The sequence below is a fragment of the Staphylococcus sp. SUC_1.2 genome (assembly GCF_026222585.1).
On sequence record NZ_JANJPM010000034.1, the window covers coordinates 1 to 23522 of the forward strand.

The 23522-nt window shown below is 30.2% G+C and carries 21 protein-coding genes and 2 pseudogenes; 3 read left to right on the forward strand and 20 right to left on the reverse strand.

The features are described from left to right. Nucleotides 1-473: 473 nt before the first annotated feature. The 6 genes from NR218_RS10635 to NR218_RS10660 all read right to left on the reverse strand — a co-directional run bounded on the left by NR218_RS10635 (nt 474) and on the right by NR218_RS10660 (nt 6211). The gene (locus tag NR218_RS10635) at nt 474-1538 is read right to left on the reverse strand and encodes an Mrp/NBP35 family ATP-binding protein (protein ID WP_017175364.1); all 1065 of its coding nucleotides are present in this window, start codon (nt 1536-1538) and stop codon (nt 474-476) included. Nucleotides 1539-1629: 91 nt separating this feature from the next. After that, nucleotides 1630-2097 carry a SepA family multidrug efflux transporter gene (locus NR218_RS10640; RefSeq protein WP_017175365.1) on the reverse strand — a complete coding sequence of 156 codons (468 nt, stop codon included), beginning with the start codon at nt 2095-2097 and terminating at the stop codon, nt 1630-1632. Nucleotides 2098-2171: 74 nt separating this feature from the next. Beyond that, nucleotides 2172-3512 carry a multidrug efflux MFS transporter SdrM gene (sdrM, locus tag NR218_RS10645; RefSeq protein WP_265883399.1) on the reverse strand — a complete coding sequence of 447 codons (1341 nt, stop codon included), beginning with the start codon at nt 3510-3512 and terminating at the stop codon, nt 2172-2174. A gap of 187 nt (nt 3513-3699) precedes the next feature. Beyond that, nucleotides 3700-4383, reverse strand: coding sequence for a PAQR family membrane homeostasis protein TrhA (gene trhA / locus NR218_RS10650; protein WP_019835206.1), 684 nt, complete (start codon nt 4381-4383; stop codon nt 3700-3702). A 16-nt stretch (nt 4384-4399) separates the two neighbouring features. After that, on the reverse strand, nt 4400-5587 hold the full coding sequence (locus NR218_RS10655) for a UTP--glucose-1-phosphate uridylyltransferase (protein ID WP_019835205.1): 1188 nt from the start codon (nt 5585-5587) through the stop codon (nt 4400-4402). 105 nt (nt 5588-5692) lie between these two features. Continuing rightward, nucleotides 5693-6211 (reverse strand): metal-dependent hydrolase, encoded by a 519-nt coding sequence (locus NR218_RS10660; RefSeq protein WP_017175369.1) that lies wholly within the window; start codon nt 6209-6211, stop codon nt 5693-5695. Between the two features lie 176 nt (nt 6212-6387). Here NR218_RS10660 and NR218_RS10665 point away from each other — a divergent pair, with 176 nt between their 5' ends. Beyond that, entirely contained in the window at nt 6388-6702 is a 315-nt protein-coding gene (locus NR218_RS10665; protein ID WP_048680627.1) for a heme oxygenase, read from the forward strand. A 57-nt stretch (nt 6703-6759) separates the two neighbouring features. Here the strand turns inward: NR218_RS10665 and NR218_RS10670 are convergent, their stop codons facing one another. From NR218_RS10670 to NR218_RS10695, 6 genes are all read right to left on the reverse strand, one after another. Continuing rightward, the gene (locus NR218_RS10670; protein ID WP_416346229.1) at nt 6760-8076 is read right to left on the reverse strand and encodes a YjiH family protein; all 1317 of its coding nucleotides are present in this window, start codon (nt 8074-8076) and stop codon (nt 6760-6762) included. Nucleotides 8077-8361: 285 nt separating this feature from the next. Further along, on the reverse strand, nt 8362-9327 hold the full coding sequence (locus NR218_RS10675) for a FecCD family ABC transporter permease (protein ID WP_017175371.1): 966 nt from the start codon (nt 9325-9327) through the stop codon (nt 8362-8364). After that, on the reverse strand, nt 9324-10355 hold the full coding sequence (locus NR218_RS10680) for a FecCD family ABC transporter permease (RefSeq protein ID WP_017175372.1): 1032 nt from the start codon (nt 10353-10355) through the stop codon (nt 9324-9326). Before NR218_RS10680 ends, NR218_RS10675 begins: the two co-directional genes overlap by 4 nt. A gap of 12 nt (nt 10356-10367) precedes the next feature. Beyond that, on the reverse strand, nt 10368-11366 hold the full coding sequence (locus NR218_RS10685; RefSeq protein ID WP_017175373.1) for an ABC transporter substrate-binding protein: 999 nt from the start codon (nt 11364-11366) through the stop codon (nt 10368-10370). Nucleotides 11367-11563: 197 nt separating this feature from the next. Next, complete coding sequence (locus NR218_RS10690; protein ID WP_265883402.1) at nt 11564-12625, reverse strand: alanine racemase; 1062 nt, start codon at nt 12623-12625, stop codon at nt 11564-11566. Next, the gene (locus NR218_RS10695; protein WP_265883403.1) at nt 12626-14383 is read right to left on the reverse strand and encodes an IucA/IucC family protein; all 1758 of its coding nucleotides are present in this window, start codon (nt 14381-14383) and stop codon (nt 12626-12628) included. It abuts the gene before it with no gap. Nucleotides 14384-14596: 213 nt separating this feature from the next. On the opposite strand from NR218_RS10695, the gene NR218_RS10700 reads away from it, so the two are divergent. Beyond that, nucleotides 14597-16540, forward strand: a complete 1944-nt coding sequence (locus tag NR218_RS10700; RefSeq protein WP_265883404.1) for an IucA/IucC family protein — start codon at nt 14597-14599, stop codon at nt 16538-16540. Between the two features lie 110 nt (nt 16541-16650). On the opposite strand, the gene NR218_RS10705 is transcribed toward NR218_RS10700, so the two are convergent. The 6 genes and pseudogenes from NR218_RS10705 to NR218_RS10730 all read right to left on the reverse strand — a co-directional run. Beyond that, on the reverse strand, nt 16651-17199 hold the full coding sequence (locus tag NR218_RS10705; protein WP_002448598.1) for an Asp23/Gls24 family envelope stress response protein: 549 nt from the start codon (nt 17197-17199) through the stop codon (nt 16651-16653). Between the two features lie 78 nt (nt 17200-17277). Continuing rightward, nucleotides 17278-17514 carry a DUF2273 domain-containing protein gene (locus tag NR218_RS10710; RefSeq protein ID WP_002448488.1) on the reverse strand — a complete coding sequence of 79 codons (237 nt, stop codon included), beginning with the start codon at nt 17512-17514 and terminating at the stop codon, nt 17278-17280. A gap of 12 nt (nt 17515-17526) precedes the next feature. Next, nucleotides 17527-18063, reverse strand: coding sequence for an alkaline shock response membrane anchor protein AmaP (gene amaP / locus NR218_RS10715; protein ID WP_002448415.1), 537 nt, complete (start codon nt 18061-18063; stop codon nt 17527-17529). A gap of 168 nt (nt 18064-18231) precedes the next feature. Further along, nucleotides 18232-19806: a BCCT family transporter gene (locus tag NR218_RS10720; protein ID WP_265883405.1), complete on the reverse strand. Its 1575-nt coding sequence runs from the start codon at nt 19804-19806 to the stop codon at nt 18232-18234. Nucleotides 19807-19969: 163 nt separating this feature from the next. Continuing rightward, complete coding sequence (locus NR218_RS10725; protein WP_265883406.1) at nt 19970-20983, reverse strand: zinc-binding alcohol dehydrogenase family protein; 1014 nt, start codon at nt 20981-20983, stop codon at nt 19970-19972. Nucleotides 20984-21015: 32 nt separating this feature from the next. Further along, nucleotides 21016-21288 (reverse strand): annotated as a pseudogene (locus NR218_RS10730) (zinc-binding dehydrogenase); the annotation flags it as partial. A 119-nt stretch (nt 21289-21407) separates the two neighbouring features. On the opposite strand from NR218_RS10730, the gene NR218_RS10735 reads away from it, so the two are divergent. Then, the gene (locus NR218_RS10735; RefSeq protein WP_048762040.1) at nt 21408-22409 is read left to right on the forward strand and encodes an LLM class flavin-dependent oxidoreductase; all 1002 of its coding nucleotides are present in this window, start codon (nt 21408-21410) and stop codon (nt 22407-22409) included. 116 nt (nt 22410-22525) lie between these two features. Here the strand turns inward: NR218_RS10735 and NR218_RS10740 are convergent. Beyond that, nucleotides 22526-22924 (reverse strand): annotated as a pseudogene (locus NR218_RS10740) (alpha/beta hydrolase). Nucleotides 22925-22988: 64 nt separating this feature from the next. After that, nucleotides 22989-23522: family 1 glycosylhydrolase (locus NR218_RS10745; protein WP_265883407.1), on the reverse strand; the 534-nt coding region annotated here is incomplete at its 5' end.

Consider the following 23522-nt stretch of genomic DNA (forward strand, 5'->3'; position numbering starts at 1 on the left):
CAGGATCAAACTCTCCATAAAAATTTATGATGTTTGATTAGCTCATAATACTAAATAGTGTTTGTAACATTTAAGTTACTTTATTGGAATTAACGTTGACATATTGTCATTCAGTTTTCAATGTTCATTTAAAATGTAATCTATTAAATTATATCAATTTCAATTTCGAAAGTCAACAACTAATTTCGATTACTTTTAATATTTTATATCGTTTTTCAAATTTATACAATGGTAAATTTTACACTGAATTTACATTTTTTAAAATGTATTAACACTTCTTGAAAACGACTTTTATATCTTATCAAATAATTCATTTAGTGTCAACAAATTATTTCGAAAAATTTATTTTTGTTTTAAGCAATTCTTTTAACTTGCTCACAAAAAAATATTCTATCAGAATTTTTATATTTTGCAATAGCAAAAGTGCTCGAAATGATATTTTTTTCGAGCACTTTTACACTAATGTTTATTTATTATTTTATTGTTGTAGCAATCACTTTTTGTGCAATTGTTTTATAGATTTTTCCTAATCGATCTTCCTCTTGATAAATAGATGGTGAAAAGTCATTAGGATTCCAAGAAGGTTGTTCAAGAGGTAGTTCTCCTAGCAATTGGGTATTTAGCTCGTCCGCAAGTTTACGTCCGCCACCTTTACCAAATACATACTCTTTTTTTCCAGTTTCTTTACTTTCAAAATAACTCATATTTTCAATAACACCTAAAATAGAATGCTCTGTATGCTTAGCCATAGCTCCAGCTCTTGCTGCTACAAATGCTGCTGTTGGATGTGGTGTGGTTACTATTATTTCTTTACTACTTGGTAACATTGAATGAACGTCAAGGGCTACATCACCTGTTCCAGGAGGTAAATCAAGTAATAAGTAATCTAATTCTCCCCATTTAACTTCAACAAAGAAATTCGTCAACATTTTTCCTAACATAGGACCACGCCAAATAACTGGTGCATTTTCTTCAACGAAAAATGCCATTGAAATCACTTTAACACCATGACGTTCTACAGGAATAATCTCTTTTCCTTGAACACCAGGCTTTTCATCTATCCCCATCATATCTGGAACACTAAAACCATAAATGTCAGCATCTATGAGACCTACTCTTTTACCCTCTCTCGCTAATGCTACTGCTAAGTTTACGGCTATAGTTGATTTCCCTACTCCACCTTTACCAGAAGCAATTGCAATAAACTCCACTGGATTATTCTGTGATAATAATCCCTCAATTGTCTTAGGTTTCTCTTTTTCTTTTCCTGTATATTTTTCCACAACTTCAGCAGGTAGTTCCTCAAAACGAATGCCCACTGTATTTGCACCATTTTCTTTTAAAGCTTTAACCACTGACATTTGCAAATCAAGCTGTGGTTGTCCACCTAATTGAGCCATAGCAACTTTAACACTTACATGTTGAATTTCTTCTTTTATTTTTACTTCTACAATTCCCTTTGTTTCTTTTAAAGGCACATTAATAATTGGGTCTTTTAAGTCTCCCACTATTTTTTTTACTTGTTCTACCGTTAACAACTCATTATCCCCCTTAAGTTTCTTTATATTTACATTTTAACAAATTTACTTATAAACTGTGCTGAATTTATCAAGAATTTATAGCTTATGTTTACTTCTTATCATTCAAGTCTTCGCTATCTGGATAAAAAATCATTTTACATAAATATAGTATTCCAATAATTAATGCAATAACCCAAAATTCAATTTTAATATATACGTAATGAATATGAATAACAAAATAGAATAGAATAGTCGTAATCACATATGAAATTAAATGAAATAGTGTTCCATTAAAATATGGATTATTAGGTAATTGCTTTCTAAAATAATCCATTAAATGCTCAATAGCAAATAGCAAAAAGTATCCAAATACTATATAGCTACCGTAATATACTAAATTGCTGAATAAATCCTTATTGTATGTAAAGAATCCTAATTTTAAAAAAATAAGAATTCGACTTAATCCAAATAACCCAAATCCTAAAAATATTAAAAATATACAACCTGATAGAATAAAAATAAGAAGAATAAGAAGAGTCGGAAAGATACCATTAAATTTTTGATTAGAAAATTTCATTTCTCTCTTTCCTCCTCTTTTCATCCATACTTTATAATGCCACTTTATCATTTATATATAGTAACTTAAAATTATTATTTTATACCTTCTTTATTCTCTTCAAATAAAAATACCCACATTAAAATTAATATAAGCGCAACAATTGTGCTTACAGTTAATATATTATAGAAGTTACCTCCTAATAAACCAAATTGAAGTGCATATAATGACCCCATCAATGTAGATCCTATAGATGATCCTAAATTTTTAGTTAATGCATAGAATGACATCATTTTTTTCATATATTTAGGACTTGTTTCTTCTTGAACAATCACACTGTCTTTAGTATAAACAAAGCCAAAACTCAATCCTGCAAGAATCACAGCTCCCGCAATAATAAGAGGAATATGAAGTCCAAATACTAAAATCATATTACTTAAAATTAATGATATGAAAGCTCCTATATATAGTTTTTTTCTTGAAAATTTTGATTCTACTTTAGCTAAGTTGAAGTTTAAAGCTAACCATGCAACAGAAAGTGGAAATATCACTAATCCACTTTGTATTGGAGATAATTTTAAATGATCTTGTAAATAAACAGGTATATATAAGTTATACCCCATTAGACATATTGCTATAAGTAAATCAGTTATAAATACCAGTGAAATTGATTTATTAAATTCACTTATTGGTAAAAAAGGCATATCTGTTTTATTTTCATATTTGAATAAAACGAATAATATAACTATTGCTAGTATTAATGCAATAATATTAAAAGTAACACCTGTTTTATTTAATAAACTAAACATAAGAAGTCCAATAAAAATATAAAACAAAGATAATCCTTTTACATCAAAGTGTATATGTTGTACTTCCGCTTCTTCTGGAAAATGAAAAGTAAGACAAGCTAAAACAATAGCTATCAATGCAATTGGTATGTTGATATAAAATAACCAATGCCATGTTGCAACTTCTAATATTCCACCACCTAATAATGGTCCAAGAATACTTGAAATTCCCCAGACACTTCCAACGATGCCCATTATTTTGTAACGAAGCGGAATTTCAAATGCTAGTTTTGGTACAATTTGAGTCAAAGACATCATAACTCCTGCGCCAAGTCCCTGGATGGCTCTTGAAATAATTAACATTATAAACGTCTCACTCATGCCTGACATAAAACTTCCAATACCAAATAATAGTATGCCGACTACAGCTATATATAGAATCTTAAATCTTGTGAGAAGTTCACCCACAATAGGATTTGCTACTACAAGTGCTATAAAATAAACGGTAAAGACTAATGGCACTGCTGTACCAGCATTCAAATCTTTACGAATGGTAGGCAATGCTAGTGAAATAATTGAACTTTCAATTGCTGCCATAAACATTGTTAAAATCAAAGTCACTACAATACCTATTGATTTTAATTTCATCTTTGCCCTCCTATATATTTAAAAAGTTCATAATATAGAATATCCTTAATTATATTCATAAACAATTTTAATGTATTATTAAAAAAAGAAAAAACAGGATAGAATTCTTTTTGAATTCATAGTCCTGTTTCTAAATAAGCACTTAATAAACTAAGTTATTCTCAATGATATAACCTTTCAACTAGGTCTACATAAAATATACGATTCCTATAAAATGAAAGAGTGATGCAATAACGATAAAAATATGCCATATCATATGAAAATATGGACGGTTTTTTTGTGCATAAAACCATGCTCCAATAGTATAAGAAAGACCACCTAATACGATAAATAAAATAAATAACCAAGATGTTCTAATAATAATCACAGGTAAAAATATAATACCAACCCATCCCATAACTAAGTAAACAATTAAGCTTAATTTGGAATTTACATGAGTTGAAATTGACTTATATAGAATACCCCATATTGTTGTTCCCCATAATAACAAAAAGACCAGCCATCCTAACCAACCTCCAACAACTGTTAGTAAGACTGGTGTATACGTTCCAGAAATTGCTACATATATCATACTGTGGTCAATAATTCTTAATATATATTTATGCGATGTATTATTTTTCATTGAATGATATACAGTAGAGGAAATAAACATCATGAAAATACTAATAACAAAGATAGAGACACTAATAGAACTTAGTGTTCCATACTCATTATAACTATGTACTGCTGCATAAGGCAGTAAAAATAAAGTCATTAGTGCAGCAACACCATGTGAGGTTGCATTACCAATTTCCTCACCAAAAGATAGTGGAATGATGTCTTTAAATGATTCAATTACATTATCTTTTGTATGCTGAGATGATTTAGACATCGTATTCCACCATCCTTTAAATTACATTCATTCGTTTTAAATCATCAGTTGCAGTTTCTACACTGTCTTTTCCCTCTTTATTTTTCAAGGGTGAAAATTCTTCTTTTCTTGGAACTTGTAATGTAATAAAACTATTCGCATATCGGAAAATATCAAAATAAAATAGTTCAAATTTTAAAGATGTTTTTTCAATCAAACCAAAGTCATCATCCAGTTGTTTCAATTTTTTAATGGCTAAATGATATGGTAAATCATTATTTACCGCTTGATTTATAAATGATAACTTAAATGCGTGAATGCCAATATTTGCATTATCAAATGTATTCGCTACATTTTCATCAAGTTCTGAATATTCAAGTACAGTATCTTTATTATCTTTACTAACTAATCGTCCAACACTTTCACCCTTTTTAGGTTGAATAGATTTAGATGTGATATCTTTATCATTTACTACTGTAAATCCTACAAATACTGGATCAAGAACTTTTACTAACACATTGTCAATATTATTTAAGAAAATGAACTTTACGCCATCTTTCTCCATTTTATCTAAATAACCTTTATGCTCTAGCGATTTAAATATCCCACCATTACCATTAGGTGTTTCCATAATATAGCCTTTTTCATTAAAAATCAGTCTACCATTTTCACTTAGAGCCACAATGTTGTCTTGTTTAAAAAAGTGAATACGTTCTGGGTTATAACCAAAATAATCATGGTTTTCAAAGTAACGTAATGTTTCCTCATGATTAATATCACTAGTCATAATATACCAATTAATACAATGTCCTGTTTCATTTTTTAGATGCAATAGTTGTCTTGCTTGAAGTTCAAATAAGCTTACACCTTCAATTTCAAAAGAACCTTTAGGTCCCTTATAACCTAAACGTGTGCCTTGACCACCAGCCATAAGAACAACAGCAAATTCTCCATTTCTTATTGCTTCTATTCCTTTATGTTCATAATATTCACGATCTTGTTCAGTGAATGCTTCCTTAATTTTATAATCAACTTCAGAAACTGCAGTAACATCTGTAATTGTTTTACGATTAACATATAAACTTTGATAAAGTTCTTGAATAAATTCTAAATCTAATGAGTTCACTTTTTCATCTAATTGCTCTTTTTCATTACTACTCATCATTTTCTCATATTCAATTAAATGTTCTTGATTGTATTTTTCTAATTTACTTTGATCTAGCATTTATAACTCTCCTTATAGATAGTTCGTGTCATTCAAATATATTTATCATATTAATTATAAATTTGATATTAAGACAAGAAAGATAATCCATCATATTCATTGATATCATCCGGACAATGAATGGCTCACATATTTCAAAATTTCATTTATAAACTCTTGAAATATTATGTATATTGCTCCAATACTAAAAGCTGTTGATAAGGATGCATCTAAAAAACCACCAGTTTTGAAAGTAAAAGGAAACTTAATCGCTAAAGGTATTGGATAAAGTAACTTTACCCCTCTAGGTGTCAACATATCTAGTATAACATGAGAAGCCATTGCACCGATAATAGTAACTAAATAATAAGTCGGAGTTTGAATTAAAATAAGTAAAAAACCTATCATACCTAAGAATAACAATGAATGCGTAAATGTTCGATGCCCAAAGATAGTACTAACGAGCAAACTAAGAATTTTAAATTGTCTTCCAATCTTACTTCTTGTATGACAAATATCTGGAAGTAAACTTCCTGCTATTGCTAAACAAATTACTGTTACAGTAGAAAATAGATCTGTATGATAATGGTCAACTGTTATTGCTCCTACAAGCAAACCAGCAGCTACATGCGTTTTTCCTGTCATTTATCTTCTCCTTTATTAAAAATATATTAACATAAATAGTCTTAAAATACGAACATATTTTCGGTATATAGATACCTTTCTTTAAATGTTTATTTTTCTTATTTATTACATATGTTTTATTTGATATATCTTTGAATTTGTATATTATTAAAATAAATACCCAAGGAGGTCTGACTATGTTTGTTGTTACAAATCGAATTACTGTAAAAAAAGGATTTGCTGAAAAAATGGCACCACGTTTCACTAAAGGTGGTAAGATTGAACAATTAGACGGTTTCAGAAAAATTGAAGTTTGGCAAATTGATAATACTAATGATACTGAAGATATGTATGTTAATACATGGTGGGACAATGAAGAAAACTTCAAAGCTTGGACCCAAAGTGATGCGTTTAAAGAAGCACATAAAAATACTGGAAAATCTTCAACAGAAGATTCACCAGTAGTAACAAGTGAAATTGTAAAAGCAAACGTACTATCAACTTTAGAATAGAAAAAGAAGCAGGAAGGAATTGGAATTGCATTCATCAATCCTTACCCTGCTTCTTTTTTATAGTAATAAATGTGCCATTAAAGCAATAATTGGTAATGTGATTGCAGTTCTAATTAAAAATATCATAAATAACTTTCCGAGACTGACTGGAATTTTAGAACCTAAAATCACACCGCCCACTTCAGATAGATAAATTAATTGAGATATACTTAAAGCACCAATCACAAATCGTGTCAATTCACTGTGTACCGTCGCTATTAAGATAGAAGGTAAAAACATATCTGCAAAACCAATAAGTAAAGTTTCAGATGCTTTTGCAGCTTCAGGAATTTGAAGTAATTGTAATATAGGAATAAATGGCTTTCCTATGATTTCAAATACTGGCGTATAATTTGCTATTATCGTAGCAATAGTCCCTATACTCATAACTACTGGTAAAATAACAAACCACATATCAATCACCGTTTTAATTCCCGTTTTAAAAAATTCTTTAACTCCTGGCGCTTTTAGCCCTACAATTGTAGCTTCATCAAAACCGTGAGCTAATGCAGTTTTTCCTTCTGGAAGTTTTTCAAGTCGTGTACTTTCAGATACTTCTTTCGTAAAATCATCTGAAATTTGATTTAGTGGCCATATTCTTGGCATGATCATCGCTGCAACTAAGCAAGAAACAATTACTGTTAAATAAAATACAAAAAACTTTTGTTGTAATCCAATAGTTTGAGCAATAACAATAGCAAATGTGATCGATACAACACTAAAAGTTGTAGAAATTACTATTGATTCTCTTTTTGAATAAATACCTTTTTCATATTGACGACTTGTAATAAGCACGCCTACTGTTCCATCTCCTATAAATGAGGCTAAATTATCAACTGCTGATCGTCCTGGTAAAGTAAATAATGGTCTCATGATTGGTCTAAACAATGGTCCTAAAAATTCTAATAAACCGTATTCCATTAATAAAGGTAAAAATAAGGCAGCAAAAAGAAATACTGCTACTAATGTAGGTAATAAGTCATTAAATACTAATCCACCCGTATCTTCTGAATATATCACTTTACTTCCAATTTTAAAATAAGTCATCCAGGCAAATACAACTGCAAGTACTCTTAGTATCATCCACACTGGGCCAACTTGAAATGCATTCGCGATAAGACCACCTGGTTTTACTTTATCCTTTAAAATTGTTGAAAATAAAATAGTCAAAATAGTCGATAACGTAATGATTGTCATAATGAGAATTGACATTGCAGGTCCTAATAAATCTTTTAACCAATTTGCCAAAAATGCCACTGGTAATGTTGTTTGTTTCTCCCCATCTTGTACAATTGGAATGGGTATTAAAAATAAAATAATACCAATGATTGACATCGATATAAATTTTATTCTTCCTTTTATTTTCTCCTGTTTGTTATAATTCTCCAATATTCACCCTTCTTTCTATTTGTATAGGTAATTGTATTTATTCATTTGTTTTGTATTTTCATCGAAATTAACGCCTATTAATTATATAAATATAACTTTATATGTATTTTTATAAACAATATGTACTTTACTATATCTTATTTTCAAATAACTTGCAATATACAAAAGTTTAAAATTTCACAAAAAATGTGAGATCGTATTCACTGTGAATACGATCTCACTCTTTAATATTTAAATTCTTCTAAGTAACAATAAAAAGTATGGAACACCAACAATGGCAATAACTACGCCTACTGGTATATCAAGTGGCGGATGAATACCTCTTGCTAATCCATCACTAAATAAAATGAGGATTGCTCCAATTAAACCAGACATCATTACGACGTGAACATGACGATATCCGACGATTTTTCGAGCTATGTGTGGCGCAATCAATCCAAGAAAACTGATTCCTCCAACTATTGAAATAGATGATCCTGCTAACATCACTGATAAAATCAACAGTATCATTTTAATACGTTTTATTCGTGTACCTAATGCTATCGCTATTGAATCTCCTAGGTTTAAGATATCGAGTTGATGACTTAAAGCAATGACGATTGGAATCGTAATAATAAACCAAGGTAAAATTGAATATACATTTTCTATCGTATGACCATAAAGACTACCTGTTAACCATATAAGCGCATTATTTGCATCCATGGGATTTCGTATTAGTAAAAATTGTACAATTGCTGTACATATAGCACCAATTGCTAAGCCAATTAATGCCAAGGTAGATCCTTTAATATTAAATTGAGATATTAAAAAAGATAAAATTAAACTGATTATTAATGCACCAACAAATGAACCCATAGGTAAAATGATTAAAGGAGCATTGGGAAAAACCATAATAATTATAATCGCTGCTAAACTTGCACCTTTAGTCATTCCAATAACATCTGGAGAAGCGAGAGGATTTTTTACTACCCCTTGTATGATTGTTCCTGAAATAGCTAAACTACTTCCTACTATTAATCCTAAAAGTGTTCTAGGTATACGATATTCATTTAGAATAAAATCATCTTGTATCAATAAACTATTTATTACTTTAACGGGATTATACATTGTTGCGCCGACGCATAAGCTAATAAATATACTTATGATTAATATCGTAACGACAAGTGCATAACGAATAGCTAATGAGTGGTGTGTCATATTCGTTTCACTCTCCTTAAAGTAATAAATAAGAAATAAAATGCTCCTATAAATGAAGTAACAATTCCAACTGGTGATTCATAGGGATATGTAATTAAACGACTCAATGTATCAGATAATAACAATAAATTTGCGCCAACTATAAATGTTAACGGAATTAAAATGAAGTAATTATGCGGTGCATAACGTTTTACTATATGTGGCACGATTAATCCTATAAATCCAATAGGTCCTACAATAGAGACAGATGTCCCAGCAAATATAATAACAAGTAATCCGATAATGATTCTTATCACTTCAGTTTTTTGACCTAAACTTTTGGCTAGTGTATCACCTAATTCCATTATTGTAAGTTGTCTTGCAAATGCAATTAGTATGATAAGTCCCATAAGAATCCAAGGACAAATTATCATTACATCTTTCCATTTCATTCCATTTAAAGAGCCAACTAACCAAAACATAACAGTAGAATTAGAATCTTCATTAAGTAAAATAATACCTTGTGTAAGACTACTAAAAAACAAATGTACTGCCATTCCTGCTAAAGCTAATTTCACTGGTGTTATTTTTTTCGTAGAACCAGATAATAAATACACAGTTAACCCACCAATAAATGCCCCAATAAACGCTAAATAGGTTGCATAGTTTCCCATCGTAGGCATTAATACTGTCACTAATACGATAATAAATGAAGCACCCGCATTTACCCCAAATATTTGCGGAGATGCTAATGGATTTCTAGTTATAGATTGCATGAGTAAACCAGCCAGAGCTAAGGCACCTCCCACAAGTATGGCAACAATCATCCTTGGCATTCTAACACTTTGAATGATAAACGTCTGCTTGTTTTCAATTGAAGTAAAAAAGTAATGATACATATCTTTAGTTTGAATATTTAAAGTTCCAGTGGCTAAATTAAGATAAACAAAAATAACAAGAAGGCAAACACTCACTGAAAAGGTGAGTGTCATACGCTTCTTGATTGATCTTTTATTAGCAGAAAGACGATTACTTTTTTGTATAGTCATTGTCAATCCATCCTATTTATTTCTATCTTTTTTTGAGATTTCTACGATTTCTTTAGCCATTTCTTCTGAAGAGATTAAACCACGTGCGCGGGCCCATGTATCACGATCAACCACATCTATTTTATGATTTTTAACTGCATCAAGTTTGTTCCAAATAGGATCTTTTTTCAATTCTTGATAAGAAGGTTCATTAGAACTTGCACCATTTGTCATAATAAACATGCGTTCTGGATTGATTTCAGATAATGTTTCTGAATTGAGTTGTAAATAAGGTCCTTGTAAATATTTACTTAATCCTTTCGTCACATCTTTATTTAATGCTTCTTTAAAACCTAATTCACCTAATAACTGTCCCACATAAGATTCACTTGGATGCGCTAGTAACCCAGACTTAGAAGCTACAGCTGGAAGTACTTTTTCATTTTTATCAAATTGAATCTCTTGTTTATATTGAGCTATTTTTTTCTTATGTTCGTCTAAACGTTTTTTACCCTGTTTCTCTTTATTAAGAGATTTAGCTATAACTTTAAACGCTCCGATATTTTCATTATAGTCGCCGTCGAAGCTTTTTAATTCTATTGTTGGAGCAATTTTACTTAATTCCTTATAAATTCCTTTATGTCGATTACTGTCAGCAATAATTAAATCAGGTTTTAATTTACTTATTTCTTCTAAATTTGGTTGTTTACGCGTACCAACAGATGTATAATTTCCAATTTTATCTCTTAACGGTTTAATTATTCTATTCTTTTTATTATCGTCTGCTATTCCTACAGGCTTAACATCCAAAGCTACTAATGCATCAACAAATGAAAATTCTAAAGCTACTACTCTCTTAGCATCTTTAGGTACTTTAGTTGTTCCTAAATCATGTTTAATCTCAATAATATCTTTAGATGACGAAATTTGATTAGATGAATTTGAACCATTGTTACTTACCTTTCCACATGCAGTTGTTAATACTAAAATCAGTAATATTGAAATAATTCCAAAAATTGTTGTTCTTTTCATGATGACACTCCTTAATATGTATTGAGGTATATCTTCATTTTATTGATAACGATTATCATTGTCAATAAAATATAAAAATAAAGATTGGCACAGAATTTATTTTGAATTCGTTGGCCCATCACGAAAACGTTGACTGCCAACGCCAACGCATAAAGAAATCTGAGACACTATTGATGTCTCAGATTCTATATAATGCGTTATTTGTTGTTGATATATTTTGATTGCTTCAAATTGTTAATACGTTGAGAAATAGCTTGTTCTTCACTATAATATTTTTCCATTCTCTGATGATACATTAGTTGTGATAGCGCTTCGTATTCTAATGAAAATGGTATGCAATCTCCTACTTTATAGTTAATTTCTTCTTTTAAATCTATCATTAAATGATCACTTGAAGCACCCATAATTTCTATTCGATGATTGAGTGGTTTTATTTTTTCAATCACAGTATCAATATATCCCACATCTACAATAGCTTGTAAGTAACTTTCTTTTATCTTCGTATACCTAGGTTTAATTTCAATAATTTCCGCTTCAAGTAATATTGCATTTTGAAATAACTCGGGTATATTTTGATTAGTAGTTGTATCCACACCACGAAATAATGTTTCTCCTATTCTCAACTCATTAATACACCCTAAATCATATTGTTTTAATAATGGAAGCATACTTGAGTTACCTCCAGAAATAACTTCAAATGATACTCCTGTTTCGTATTGTACATGGTGAACAAATTGATTTATTTCGTCGATATCATTTAATGTTGGAGCTTTAGACTTAAAACACATGAAATTAAATGCAAGACCTAAAAGTTTTATATTATTCATTAGTTTTATTTCATGAATATATTCAACTATATCATAAGGTAATACACCTTCACGTTGATCTTTCCAATCGACCATCAATATAACTTGATGTTGATGACTCATTTCATTTGCAATATGATTTAATTGACGTATTGTTGCCATTTCTGTTTGAATACTTACGTAACTCTTTTTAATTAAATCTTCATACTGATGCTTTAAAGGAGATCTCAAAAGTAAAAATTGACAATCTTTTGTAAATTGCTGAGGAATATTTTCTAGTCGAGATTCTGCAAAGTAGTTAAATCCTACTTTCATTAATCGTTTAATGATATGTTCATCTCCAGCAATACTTTTTATCACAGGTATCATGGCTATATTTTTGCTGTCAAACAACATTTTTAATACATGTGCATTATATTCAATCTTTGATAAATTGATTACAATACGAGACACTTAATTCACCTCTCTTTTTATTGGATTATCTAAACTAATATTCAGATATTTTTTCACTTTCTTTTTCATTCTCATTTTCAACAATGCTTTTACTGTAATTGTAGGTCCAAATAAAACTTTTCTTAATGTATCTGCATGAGGCTTAGTATCATTAATTGCTACTTCTATTTCTTCTTGAATTATATTAAAAAGTTCTTCTTCTTTTATAAAGTCATACTTTTTAAAATGAAAAATTAATTCTGCCAGTTGATTTTGAACGACTGCGTGTTGAAATTTCATAATGACTTCTTCAATTGAGTCTGCAAGTAAACTTTTATTTTCCACTTCTATATGCTTTAATTTTTGACTTAGGGTTTTAATATCTATTCGAGAGCCACCGAGATCTCGCACTATAAATTGTATTTGATACTCTGGTCCTAAATGCACTAGTGTATTTTGCATATGTGCTTCTAAAGCTATACCATAATCTTGTATTAAAGCTAATAAAGGTGTTACCAGCTGACGAGTATAATTTCGCATAAACTGATGAATGGTATGTTGATTGATATCATCATTCATCCATTTAAGGTAACTATCTACTGTGATTTCATTATCTACTACATTTTTATTTACTAATGCACCTGTAACTAATAAAATACCATCGTTCTTTATAAAAGGCTTTTCACGAATAATACAAGCAAGTTGTCTAGCATCGTCACTATCTGTTTTAGCAAATAAACCATAGGGCTCAAGTACAACATCTAATTGTGTATACTGATTTAATTCACGATGTAATGCTTGACTTAATTTGGGTCCATCAATTGTTGTTTCTGGAGATACTGTCCTAACTGCACTAGTAGCTTGAACATTGACTGGTAATTTCACATGATAAGGATGATTGATTAGCGACATTGTTCTAAAAGAAGATGTTGCTTTAGATGGAACATGAAATGGAGTAGATATCAAAATGTGATTTTGTAGCCACTCCTTAAATTTATTACGAATAGTATGTTCATATTGCCATGGGTGAACTAAAATGACTTTATAGTCTTTAAGCAAACGTTCTCTATCATTCATGAATGTATGTAATTCATCAAGATATTCAGGAATAACCTCATTTAAAATGAACTGAGAATGATCAAGAATGGTTGTAACATTTACATACTCATTATGTATTAGCATCACTTTCAAATTAATAATCTTTTCAAATTCTGGCGAATAGGTTCTCACTTCTTCCATTGATAAAGGTAATTTTGTTTTAGTAAGTGGATGTGTAGGATGACCTTCAAATATTAAGCTTTCAGAATATAGTACGTCATCTATATCATTATTTTTTTTCAACTTTTCTAGCCAAGTAAAAAAATTTAAACGTTCTGAGTCATTTATATATTTATCATGTCTTTGAAGATACTCATGACGTGTATCAAATTCTTTATATACTTCAATGAAACTATCTCTGCTATGAATAAGTTCACTTTTTAAATGGAATGGGATATCAATATGAAAGTCTGTTACTAGTATGTCTAATAGGTTTTCTAGACTATCCACTGATTCTTTATGTTGATGATTCATATATATTATCGGCCCATCAAATTCATATCGAGATAATGCACTTTCGTATTTATAATGAACGTTTAGAAGCACTTGTTCAAACTCAATCGTTATATAATGATTTTCTTTAAAAATGGTAGTTGAATGAGTCCATATATTTTCCTTTATTAGAGCATTTACTACTCTATATTGCATATTTCGATCTGCATGCTTCCACTCGTTTAACATTTTTAAATCCTCCGCCTTATCATTCGTTTTCATAATTAAGTTTAACTAGTTTAATAATTATAAATTTAATTAAGGTTACTAGCAATGACATGAACTTAGAATTTATTAAAATATTGTGTCTTAAATTTAAACTATCTTTTAAAAAGGTTTAATTTTAGAGTTAGATATTATACAAACTATTTATAATTTTGTAGAATGTGGATGAGGTGTTATATGAATAAAAATACAACCATTAATAATCATAACTTACAACTTACTAATGAAGAATATGATGTTTATACATATTTAAATGAATTTTATCCTGATTTAATCGATCATTTTAAACAATATATTTTAATAGGTAGAGATAAAATTTCTCAACGTCTTATTACATCTTTATATCGTGAAAACTTAATACACGCTAAAGATAATAGTCAGATTATTAGACCTACCAAATTAACCGTATCTATGTTTTCTAAAGATAAAGACGTATTATGTATTCATTTTCCAAAATCAAATATCGATATTTACAGTCAAATAAAAGGGAGATATGCCTTCGACCGGGTAGATGTGGAAGGTCCTTTTTATATCTTAAAACATCATAATCATGAATATGAAAGAATCCAACATCCAAATGATATTCTAGATTTAATTTTAGCTGAAGCGCCAAAACTTGATAACGCTGCTAGTGAACAGTTTAGAGAAGATTTAAATAATAGTGCTGCTAATATGATTCTGGCACTAAGTTATCAAGCTAAACATATGCATTCAAACTACGAGCCTTTATGGGAATTGATTGCAAAAAGTGACGATAGTTATTTACGTTCGGAACAATCAGTTATAGAAGGTCATCCCCTTCATCCAGGCGCAAAGCTTCGTAAAGGGATGAGTGCTAAAGAGAATATTCATTATAGTTCAGAATACGGTCAAGAAATCCAGTTAAAATGTGTATTCATACATAATAGTATAGCAAATGTTCAATCCTTATCTTCAACCTATAATGATATGCTTCAACAATCTTTTCATAAATTATTTACTCACCTTTTAAATAAATATAATGATATAAGAATTGAAGATTATCATTTAATGGTTGTCCATCCTTGGCAATTCGAACATATTTTACTTAGTCAATATCAACAAGAACTAGATGAACAACTTATTATTCCTATTGATATGACCTTACCTTATTATGCTGGCTTATCATTCAGGACATTAATGCCAAAATATCCTAAACTATTCCCGCATATTAAACTTTCTACAAATGTTCATATTACTGGGGAAATACGTACGCTTTCTGAACAAACAACGCATAATGGACCTTTAGTTACTAAAATTGTGAATGATATTTTAAAAAACGACACTGATTTTCAACCTTATCGCATAGAAACCTTAGATGAAATTGCTGGCATTCATTTTTATAATTCTAAAGATCATTCAACAATCCAAACTGAACGTAGTGAACAACTGGGAACATTATTTAGAGAAAATATTTATACATTAATCGAAGAAGATACAATACCTGTCATACCGTCTAGTCTTGTTGCTTATTATCCAAACAATACTGAACCGCCGATTGAAAGCTTAATAAAACGATATCAACATACACATCAATTTAAGACATTTGAAAAAGCGGCTTATGCATGGATTCAAGATTATGCGACTCAATTATTAGGACTAGTTATTCCACTATATGTAAAATATGGAATCGCACTAGAGGCACATTTACAAAATTCTATTGCTACATTTAATCAAGATGGTAGTTTAAGTAAAATCTATATTCGAGATTTCGAAGGATTACGTATTGATGAAACTCAATTAAACAAAATGGGGTATAAAACATCACATTTCCATAAGAAATCTAGAATTCTTACTCAATCTACTACATCTGTTTTTAATAAAGTATTCTATTCAACTGTTCAAAATCATCTAGCTGAATTAATATTAACAATTACTGAAAAAGTAGAAAATACGAATTTTGAAAAAATAATGTGGCATTATATCAGTCATATTATTCAAGATATATTAGCTAAGTTGACTGACGTTGATACAGGACGTATGCAAAAGATTACTCATACTTTATTTGCTACAACAATTGATTATAAATGTGTAACCACTATGCGTTTAGAAGATGAAGCACATCATTACACTTATATTAAAGTTAATAATCCACTACATTAAAATTAAGAAGCGGAATAACATTCAATTTGAATGTTATTCCGTCTCTTGTTAAAAAATGATATTAACCATTAAAAGACCTTGGAACATTCCAAGGTCTTTTTTCAATAAACTTATTGTAAATCTGATCTTTCGAAATTATTATTGTTGTTATTATTGTTATTGTTGTTGTTATTTTTTTGGTTTTTTTGTGCCCATTCTTTTTTAGTCATTACGTCATCAACTTGCATGTTAACTTCAACAACATCTAAACCAGTAATGTATTTAACTTGTTCTTTAACTAAGTCAGTTACTTTACGGAAGATTTTTGGAGCTGATTCACCGTATTCTAAGATTACTTTTAAGTCTACAGCCGCTTGTTTTTCACCAACTTCAACAGAAACACCTTGTGTTACGTTGTTACCGCTTGAGAATGCGCTAGAAATACTGTCAGTGAATCCGCCTTTCATATCTAAGATACCTCTTACTTCACGAGCAGCGATACCAGCAATTTTTTCGATAACTTCATCAGAGAACGTTAATTTATTTTCAAAATGTTGTTGATTATTTTGACGTTCTTCTCTGTATTGTTGTGCTTGTTCTTGACGTTCTTCTCTTTCTTTTTCATTTACTCCAGTTTGGTTATTATACGCTTGTTTAGCTTTGTTATTATCTACAGCCATGTGAATTCTCCTTTTTAAATAAAATTTAATTTTTAATACTTAATTTTTTAATTTATATGAATTCTTAAATAATGAATGTTAACTCCATCGATTTAAGAAGTTCATGAAATCTTGTGTACGGTCTTTCATATACCCAACGCCAATTCCGATTAAACATAAAACAATAATTAAAATTGTTTTCCAGAACCCTAAAGTCAGGAATAAGATTGCAATAATTAAGAATGCAAAGAAACCTATAATTCGCCATTTATACGACTTTAGGAAGTCGATAATTTGTTGAGTAGAATCTTGACTATTTTGATTATTATCAGCCATGTTATCCCTCCCTTATAGTACGCGTTGTCCGGCAGATTTTTGATCTCTAACATTAATTTCTAATTTTCTAACAGGCATTTCAGTAAAATGCTCAACATTATGTTTAATGTCAGATCTAATACTTTCAGTTAATGATTTTACTTGCACATCATTAGGCACTAAGAAATCAGCTTTAATGTCAATGTAAGAATTGTTTTTCTTATTGTAAAGTTTAGTAACCACGTTTGGTTGTCTGATTTCATCGTATTTAGTTAATGTATCGTATGCAGACTTTTCGACTGCTTTACGTGATACATAAATATGTCCATCATTATAGTCTTTATAAAGACCTGGTTTTCTATATGTTGGTTTAAAGATGCTAAATACCAATATAATACCAATTAATACGAGTAAAGCAGATAAACCAATTAATAATGGTTGGAACCAATTGAATTGTAAGAAATAGTCTTGATAACGCTTAATACGACTATCATCTATGTACATAAACAATAAGAAACCAACAATCGCAACTATTAATAGGCCAAGGATAAAGTTTTTAAATCTATGCACCTCTAAACACACCTCCTTAGTCATTGTTGAAATTATTTAATTATAAAATTTAAGTACCCTTTAAAAATTTTTTAAAACGTTAACATTAAAATTTTTTATTTAATTTTTTTAAATTTATTAAAGTTTACCTTCTAGATTGAATATTCCCAAATTTAACACAATAAAAACCTATTTTTCATAATTATTTTCGTTTTTTATATTATTCGTTTTATTGTATTGTAAATTATCTTTTTTCATTAAAACATTTTTCTTTGATACCCGCGGATGATCTAAACTCAACGTTTTAAATAAAGACCATATCATAAGAATAATAACTACGGAAAATGGGAGTGCTGCAATAATTAATAAGTTCTGAATTGCTTGTGTTCCTCCGGTATAAATCATTATCATCGCAAATAAGGCCATAATAATCCCCCAACTTACTTTAACGAAAGAGCTAGGATTAATATTTCCTTTACTACTTAACATTCCAAGAACATAAGTAGCCGAATCTGCAGAAGTTACAAAGAAAATCATAATAACGATTAAACTAACAATACTTAATACAAATCCCAATGGAAAATGCTCTAAAGTGGCAAATGTTGCAGTTTCTGCTGCTTCTTTAGCAATATTAGCAATTCCACTATGCTGAAGATACACTGCTGCTCCTCCGAACACTGCAAAGAAAAAGAAAGATACAAGAGCTGGAGCAAATAACACTCCTAAAATAAATTCTTTAATTGTTCTACCACGTGATACACGTGCAATGAATATTCCTACAAATGGTGCCCAAGACACCCACCATGCCCAGTAAAATATAGTCCAATTTTGTACCCATTGAAATTTTGCGCCACCATCCATTGGAATACGCAAACTCATACTAAAGAAATTAAAAATATAATTTCCTAATCCGTTAGTAAATGTATTTAAAATATATAAAGTAGGTCCTACTAGAAATAATCCTATTAATACAATAAAAGCTAAAATCATATTAATATTACTTAAAGTTTTTATTCCCTTATCAATTCCGGACCATGCAGACCAACTAAATAAAATAGTTGCAATAATAATAATAATGACTTGTGTGCCGAAATGACTCGGTACTTTAAACAAGTAGTGAAGACCTTCATTAATTTGTAAAGCACCAAAACCTAAGGTAGCTGCTACACCTGTAACCGTTGCAATAACAGCTAAAACATCTATAGTACCTCCGATTGGTCCTCTCATTCTTTTTTCTCCAAAAATCGGAACAAGCGTTGCGCTTACTAAACCTGGATACCCTTTATGAAAATTAAAATAAGAAAAAACTAATGCAACAATGCCATACACTGCCCACGCATGAATTCCCCAATGGAAGAATGCAAACTGGAACGCATCATTAATCGCTGCCTGTGTACCAATTTTATGTATAGGCGTTGCTTTATAGGCGTGACTAATTGGCTCAGCTGTAGTCCAAAACACTAATCCTATTCCCATTCCTGCACTGAACAACATAGCAAACCAAGAAAGTAATGAAAATTCCGGTTCTTCTCCTTCCTCACCTAAAGTAATGGATGCATATCTTGAAAATAATAAGTATACGCAAATAAAGAATATAATTAAAACTAGTAAAAGATAATACCAAGAAAAATTAACTGCAATAAACGATGTAATGTTTTGCGTAATTGCTTCTAATTGCTTAGGTAGTATCGCTCCATACACTACAAATAATGTACAGATAGCTAATGCAACCCAAAATACAATGCTTATAGATTTTTTTCGCATTATATTATTCTCCTTTCTGATAGTTAGAAATACTATACCCTATTCATGTTATATCTAATGATATATTGGAACTTTTATAATTAATCAAATTAATATATTATAAAATAATAAAAACGCCTCTTAATGTCTTATTTATAGACACTAAGAGGTGTTAAATCATTCTCTATTCTTCTACATTTATAACAAGTTTTCCTATCATTGAATTGGATTCTAATATTTGATGAGCTTCATATAAATGTTCTGCTGTTAAGCCATTGATGACTTTTGTCGTTGTATTTTGATACGTACCATTCTCAATTTTTTTAGCAATATCCTCTAAATAATAATGATGTTTAATCATGTCTTCTGTTTGAAAAATAGGTCTTGTAAACATAAATTCATGTGTAAAGGAAACACTTTTTGTTTTTAATAAATTTAAATCTTGTGATCCTTTAAAAGCTACAATTGTAGCAATATGTCCTTTTGGTTTCACTATATCTATCATTGTTTCATAATACATATCTGTATCAAACGTGCAAAATACGAAATCTACCGCTTCAATGTGCTGTTGTTCTAATTGAGATTTTAAGTCTTCTTTATGATTGAGTACGATATCTGCGCCCATCTTTTTTGACCAATCGATTGTTTTTTGACGTGACGCAGTTGTAATGACTTTTAGACCATATGCCTTAGCAATTTGAGTCGTAATACTTCCAACACCACCTGCGCCATTGATAATAAGTAATGATTTCCCTTTGTTTTGATTTGGATCCTCTGAAATTTTGAACACATCAAATAAAGTTTCTGACGCTGTAATACCAGTTAACGGAAGACTAGCAGCTTGTTCTGCCGAAAGGTTTTTAGGTGCTTTTGCGACTAATCGTTCATCAATAAGTTGATATTCCTGATTTGAACCATGTTGATTAGGTGCACCAGAATAAAATACAATATCGCCTTCCTTAAACATTGTAACCTCTGTTCCAGTTTTTTGAACCGTTCCTACTGCATCAAAACCTAAAATTCTCGGAGAATTTTTAACTTCAGTAAGGCGTTGTTTTGTATCAACCGGATTTACACTTATACTTTGTATTTTAACAAGCAACTCTCTAGAAGATGGCTGGGGCATATCTAATTCAAATGTTTCAAATACATTTCCTTCTTCTAATTTAAATGGTTGTTTAAATCCTATAGCTTTCATAATTATATACCTACCTTTTACTGAATTTTAAATTATACATTCTCTGACACCTTAACGATCTGTTTGCCGAAGTTTTCACCTGTAAATAAGTTTCTGAACGCTTTTGGTAAATGTTCAAATCCTTCTTCTATAGATACTTTTGTTTTAATTTTTCCTTCTTGCATCCACGTTGCCAGTTCTTTACTTGCATGTTCAAAGTCATCGGTAAATTCCGCTACCAAGAAACCACGCATCAGTGCTTGATGTTTAATTAATGTGCTTTGTACACGTGGACCTTTTTCTTGTTCAGTATTATTATAATCGGTATTCAAAATCAGTGTCATATCACAAACAATTTTATCGCAATTCAATTGCTTTCACTTTATAATGTCTAATGTGATAACACTTAATACTTTATTATACCAAGCAAAGTGAGGTCTTAAACTTGAAATTAAGTATCTTAGACTATGTACCACTCTTTGAAGGTGATACACCACAAGAAGCTTTAAATCATTCAATTGAACTTGCTCAACTATCTGAGAAACTTGGTTATGCACGTTATTGGGTAGCAGAACATCATCAAGTTCCTTCTGTTGTATCAAGCGCTCCTGAAATCGTAATGGCTATGTTACTTGAACATACACACTCTATTCACATTGGAAGTGGCGGTGTGATGCTCCCCCATTATAGTGCTTACAAAGTTGCAGAACAATTTAAAATTATGGAAGTCAAACATCCTGGCCGAATTGATATGGGAATTGGGCGATCTCCTAGCTTCAAAAATGTAAATGAAGCGCTAAATGAATTTAAAACTCAAAAACCCAAACTATCTCAACAAATAGATGATTTGAACAAATACTTTACGAATGACACTATTCATTCACATCGTTTCAAAACTTTAGAAGCCACTCCATACACAGAGCATTCACCTGAGATGTTTATTTTAGGAATGAGTGAACAAAGTGCTGAGCTTGCCGCAAAAAAAGGCTTACCTTTTGTGATTGCTCATATGGGTCAATCGCACGCAAATTTAACACATGTCATTCAACATTATAAATCGCGTTTTACAGAGTATCATGGTCATTCGCATTCACCCTATATTATTTTAGCTACTTTTGTCGTTACGGCAGAAAATGAATTAACGATTAAGCAATTAGTAGATACATTAAATTTGTGGTTAATACGTATTAATTATCTTAAACAACCTAAAGTATATCCTTCTATTGAAACAGCACAGCAACGTCATTATTCTGAAAGAGATCGAGAAAAAATAGAAAAAAATAAACGTCGAATGATTAGTGGCTTACCACATGAAGTAGCTCAGCAGTTAATACAATTACAAAACGAATTAGAAGTCGATGAAATCATGATTCTTCCTAATGTATACGGACATACTCATCGTACTAAATTAATTGAACTTATAGCTCATGCTTGTCTAGATAATTAGGAGAGTCAGTATTATGAACGCTCCTAATTTTTATTTGTTTCATAAACTTTAATGTTTTTATTTGCAACATCTTTATTTTCATGAAGTTGGCTATGTTGAGTCGTTGATTCTATATATTAAGAATTTTTATACGTTTTTGGACTTGCTTCTAACAAAGATTTTAATGGCCGAGACGAGCTATTATATACTTTAACGTCAAAATGCATACCATTTTGATTATCTTCATAAATATTTAAATCTTCTATTTGTTTACCTTTATAAATATTCTTTAATCCAAGTCACTTTTTATCATCTTCACTCATTTTGTTTGGTTTGCCATTTTGATCAACTTGAATTTCATTCACCTTTTCATTTAAATTAAGAACGCCATTATATGTTCTAGCCATATTGACTTCTTTTTTATTTAGTGTCGGAAATGGTGGATGATTACCATCACTTTTCATAAAATACGTGAAAGATAAATTCCCCATAGAATATACGAGAAAATTATACTCCTTATTTTTTAATACTAGTATCTCATCTCAATAAAATAAGAAACAGGACAGAAATGAAAATTTCTGTCCTGTCAAATTTATAAAATTACTTAATTTCTTTAGATTCAGCTAATGCTTTATACCAATATGCACTTTTTTTCGGATAACGTTCTTGTGTGTCAAAATCAACGTAGAATAGACCGTAACGTTTTTCATAACCATTAGACCATGAGAACACATCCATAAGTGACCATAAGAAATAACCTTTTACATTGGCACCATCACGTATCGCATCAGCAATGACTTCAAGATGTTTTTTAACATAGTCAATACGTGCATCATCATCAACTGTCTTACGTTCTTCGTCGAATTCATCTTTATAACCAAGTCCGTTTTCAGTAACATAAATTTTGTGATAGTTAGGATAATCTTTTATAACACGCATAATTTGATCATAAAGACCTTGTGGGTAAATCATCCAATCCCAATCAGTACGAGGAACATCTATGTCAAATTCACGTTGTCCTACGCCTTTAAGTTGATATTTAGAGCCACCTTTATCTCCAGTAGCATTGTGTGTAATTTCTGATTCTCCCTCATATCCTCTCATCCAATCACTCATATAGTAATTGATACCTAG

Excerpts from the sequence above, each read along its gene's own strand:
- NR218_RS10725 (WP_265883406.1), bottom strand. The coding sequence starts at position 20,983 with ATGAAAGCTATAGGATTTAAACAACCATTTAAATTAGAAGAAGGAAAT.
- NR218_RS10705 (WP_002448598.1), bottom strand. The coding sequence starts at position 17,199 with ATGGCTGTAGATAATAACAAAGCTAAACAAGCGTATAATAACCAAACT.
- NR218_RS10720 (WP_265883405.1), bottom strand. The coding sequence starts at position 19,806 with ATGCGAAAAAAATCTATAAGCATTGTATTTTGGGTTGCATTAGCTATC.
- NR218_RS10695 (WP_265883403.1), bottom strand. The coding sequence starts at position 14,383 with ATGTTAAACGAGTGGAAGCATGCAGATCGAAATATGCAATATAGAGTA.
- NR218_RS10685 (WP_017175373.1), bottom strand. The coding sequence starts at position 11,366 with ATGAAAAGAACAACAATTTTTGGAATTATTTCAATATTACTGATTTTA.
- NR218_RS10655 (WP_019835205.1), bottom strand. The coding sequence starts at position 5,587 with ATGCTAGATCAAAGTAAATTAGAAAAATACAATCAAGAACATTTAATT.
- NR218_RS10700 (WP_265883404.1), top strand. The coding sequence starts at position 14,597 with ATGAATAAAAATACAACCATTAATAATCATAACTTACAACTTACTAAT.
- NR218_RS10660 (WP_017175369.1), bottom strand. The coding sequence starts at position 6,211 with ATGACAGGAAAAACGCATGTAGCTGCTGGTTTGCTTGTAGGAGCAATA.
- NR218_RS10665 (WP_048680627.1), top strand. The coding sequence starts at position 6,388 with ATGTTTGTTGTTACAAATCGAATTACTGTAAAAAAAGGATTTGCTGAA.
- trhA (WP_019835206.1), bottom strand. The coding sequence starts at position 4,383 with ATGTCTAAATCATCTCAGCATACAAAAGATAATGTAATTGAATCATTT.
- sdrM (WP_265883399.1), bottom strand. The coding sequence starts at position 3,512 with ATGAAATTAAAATCAATAGGTATTGTAGTGACTTTGATTTTAACAATG.
- NR218_RS10670 (WP_416346229.1), bottom strand. The coding sequence starts at position 8,076 with ATGTCAATCATTGGTATTATTTTATTTTTAATACCCATTCCAATTGTA.
- NR218_RS10675 (WP_017175371.1), bottom strand. The coding sequence starts at position 9,327 with ATGACACACCACTCATTAGCTATTCGTTATGCACTTGTCGTTACGATA.
- NR218_RS10640 (WP_017175365.1), bottom strand. The coding sequence starts at position 2,097 with ATGAAATTTTCTAATCAAAAATTTAATGGTATCTTTCCGACTCTTCTT.
- NR218_RS10680 (WP_017175372.1), bottom strand. The coding sequence starts at position 10,355 with ATGACTATACAAAAAAGTAATCGTCTTTCTGCTAATAAAAGATCAATC.
- NR218_RS10710 (WP_002448488.1), bottom strand. The coding sequence starts at position 17,514 with ATGGCTGATAATAATCAAAATAGTCAAGATTCTACTCAACAAATTATC.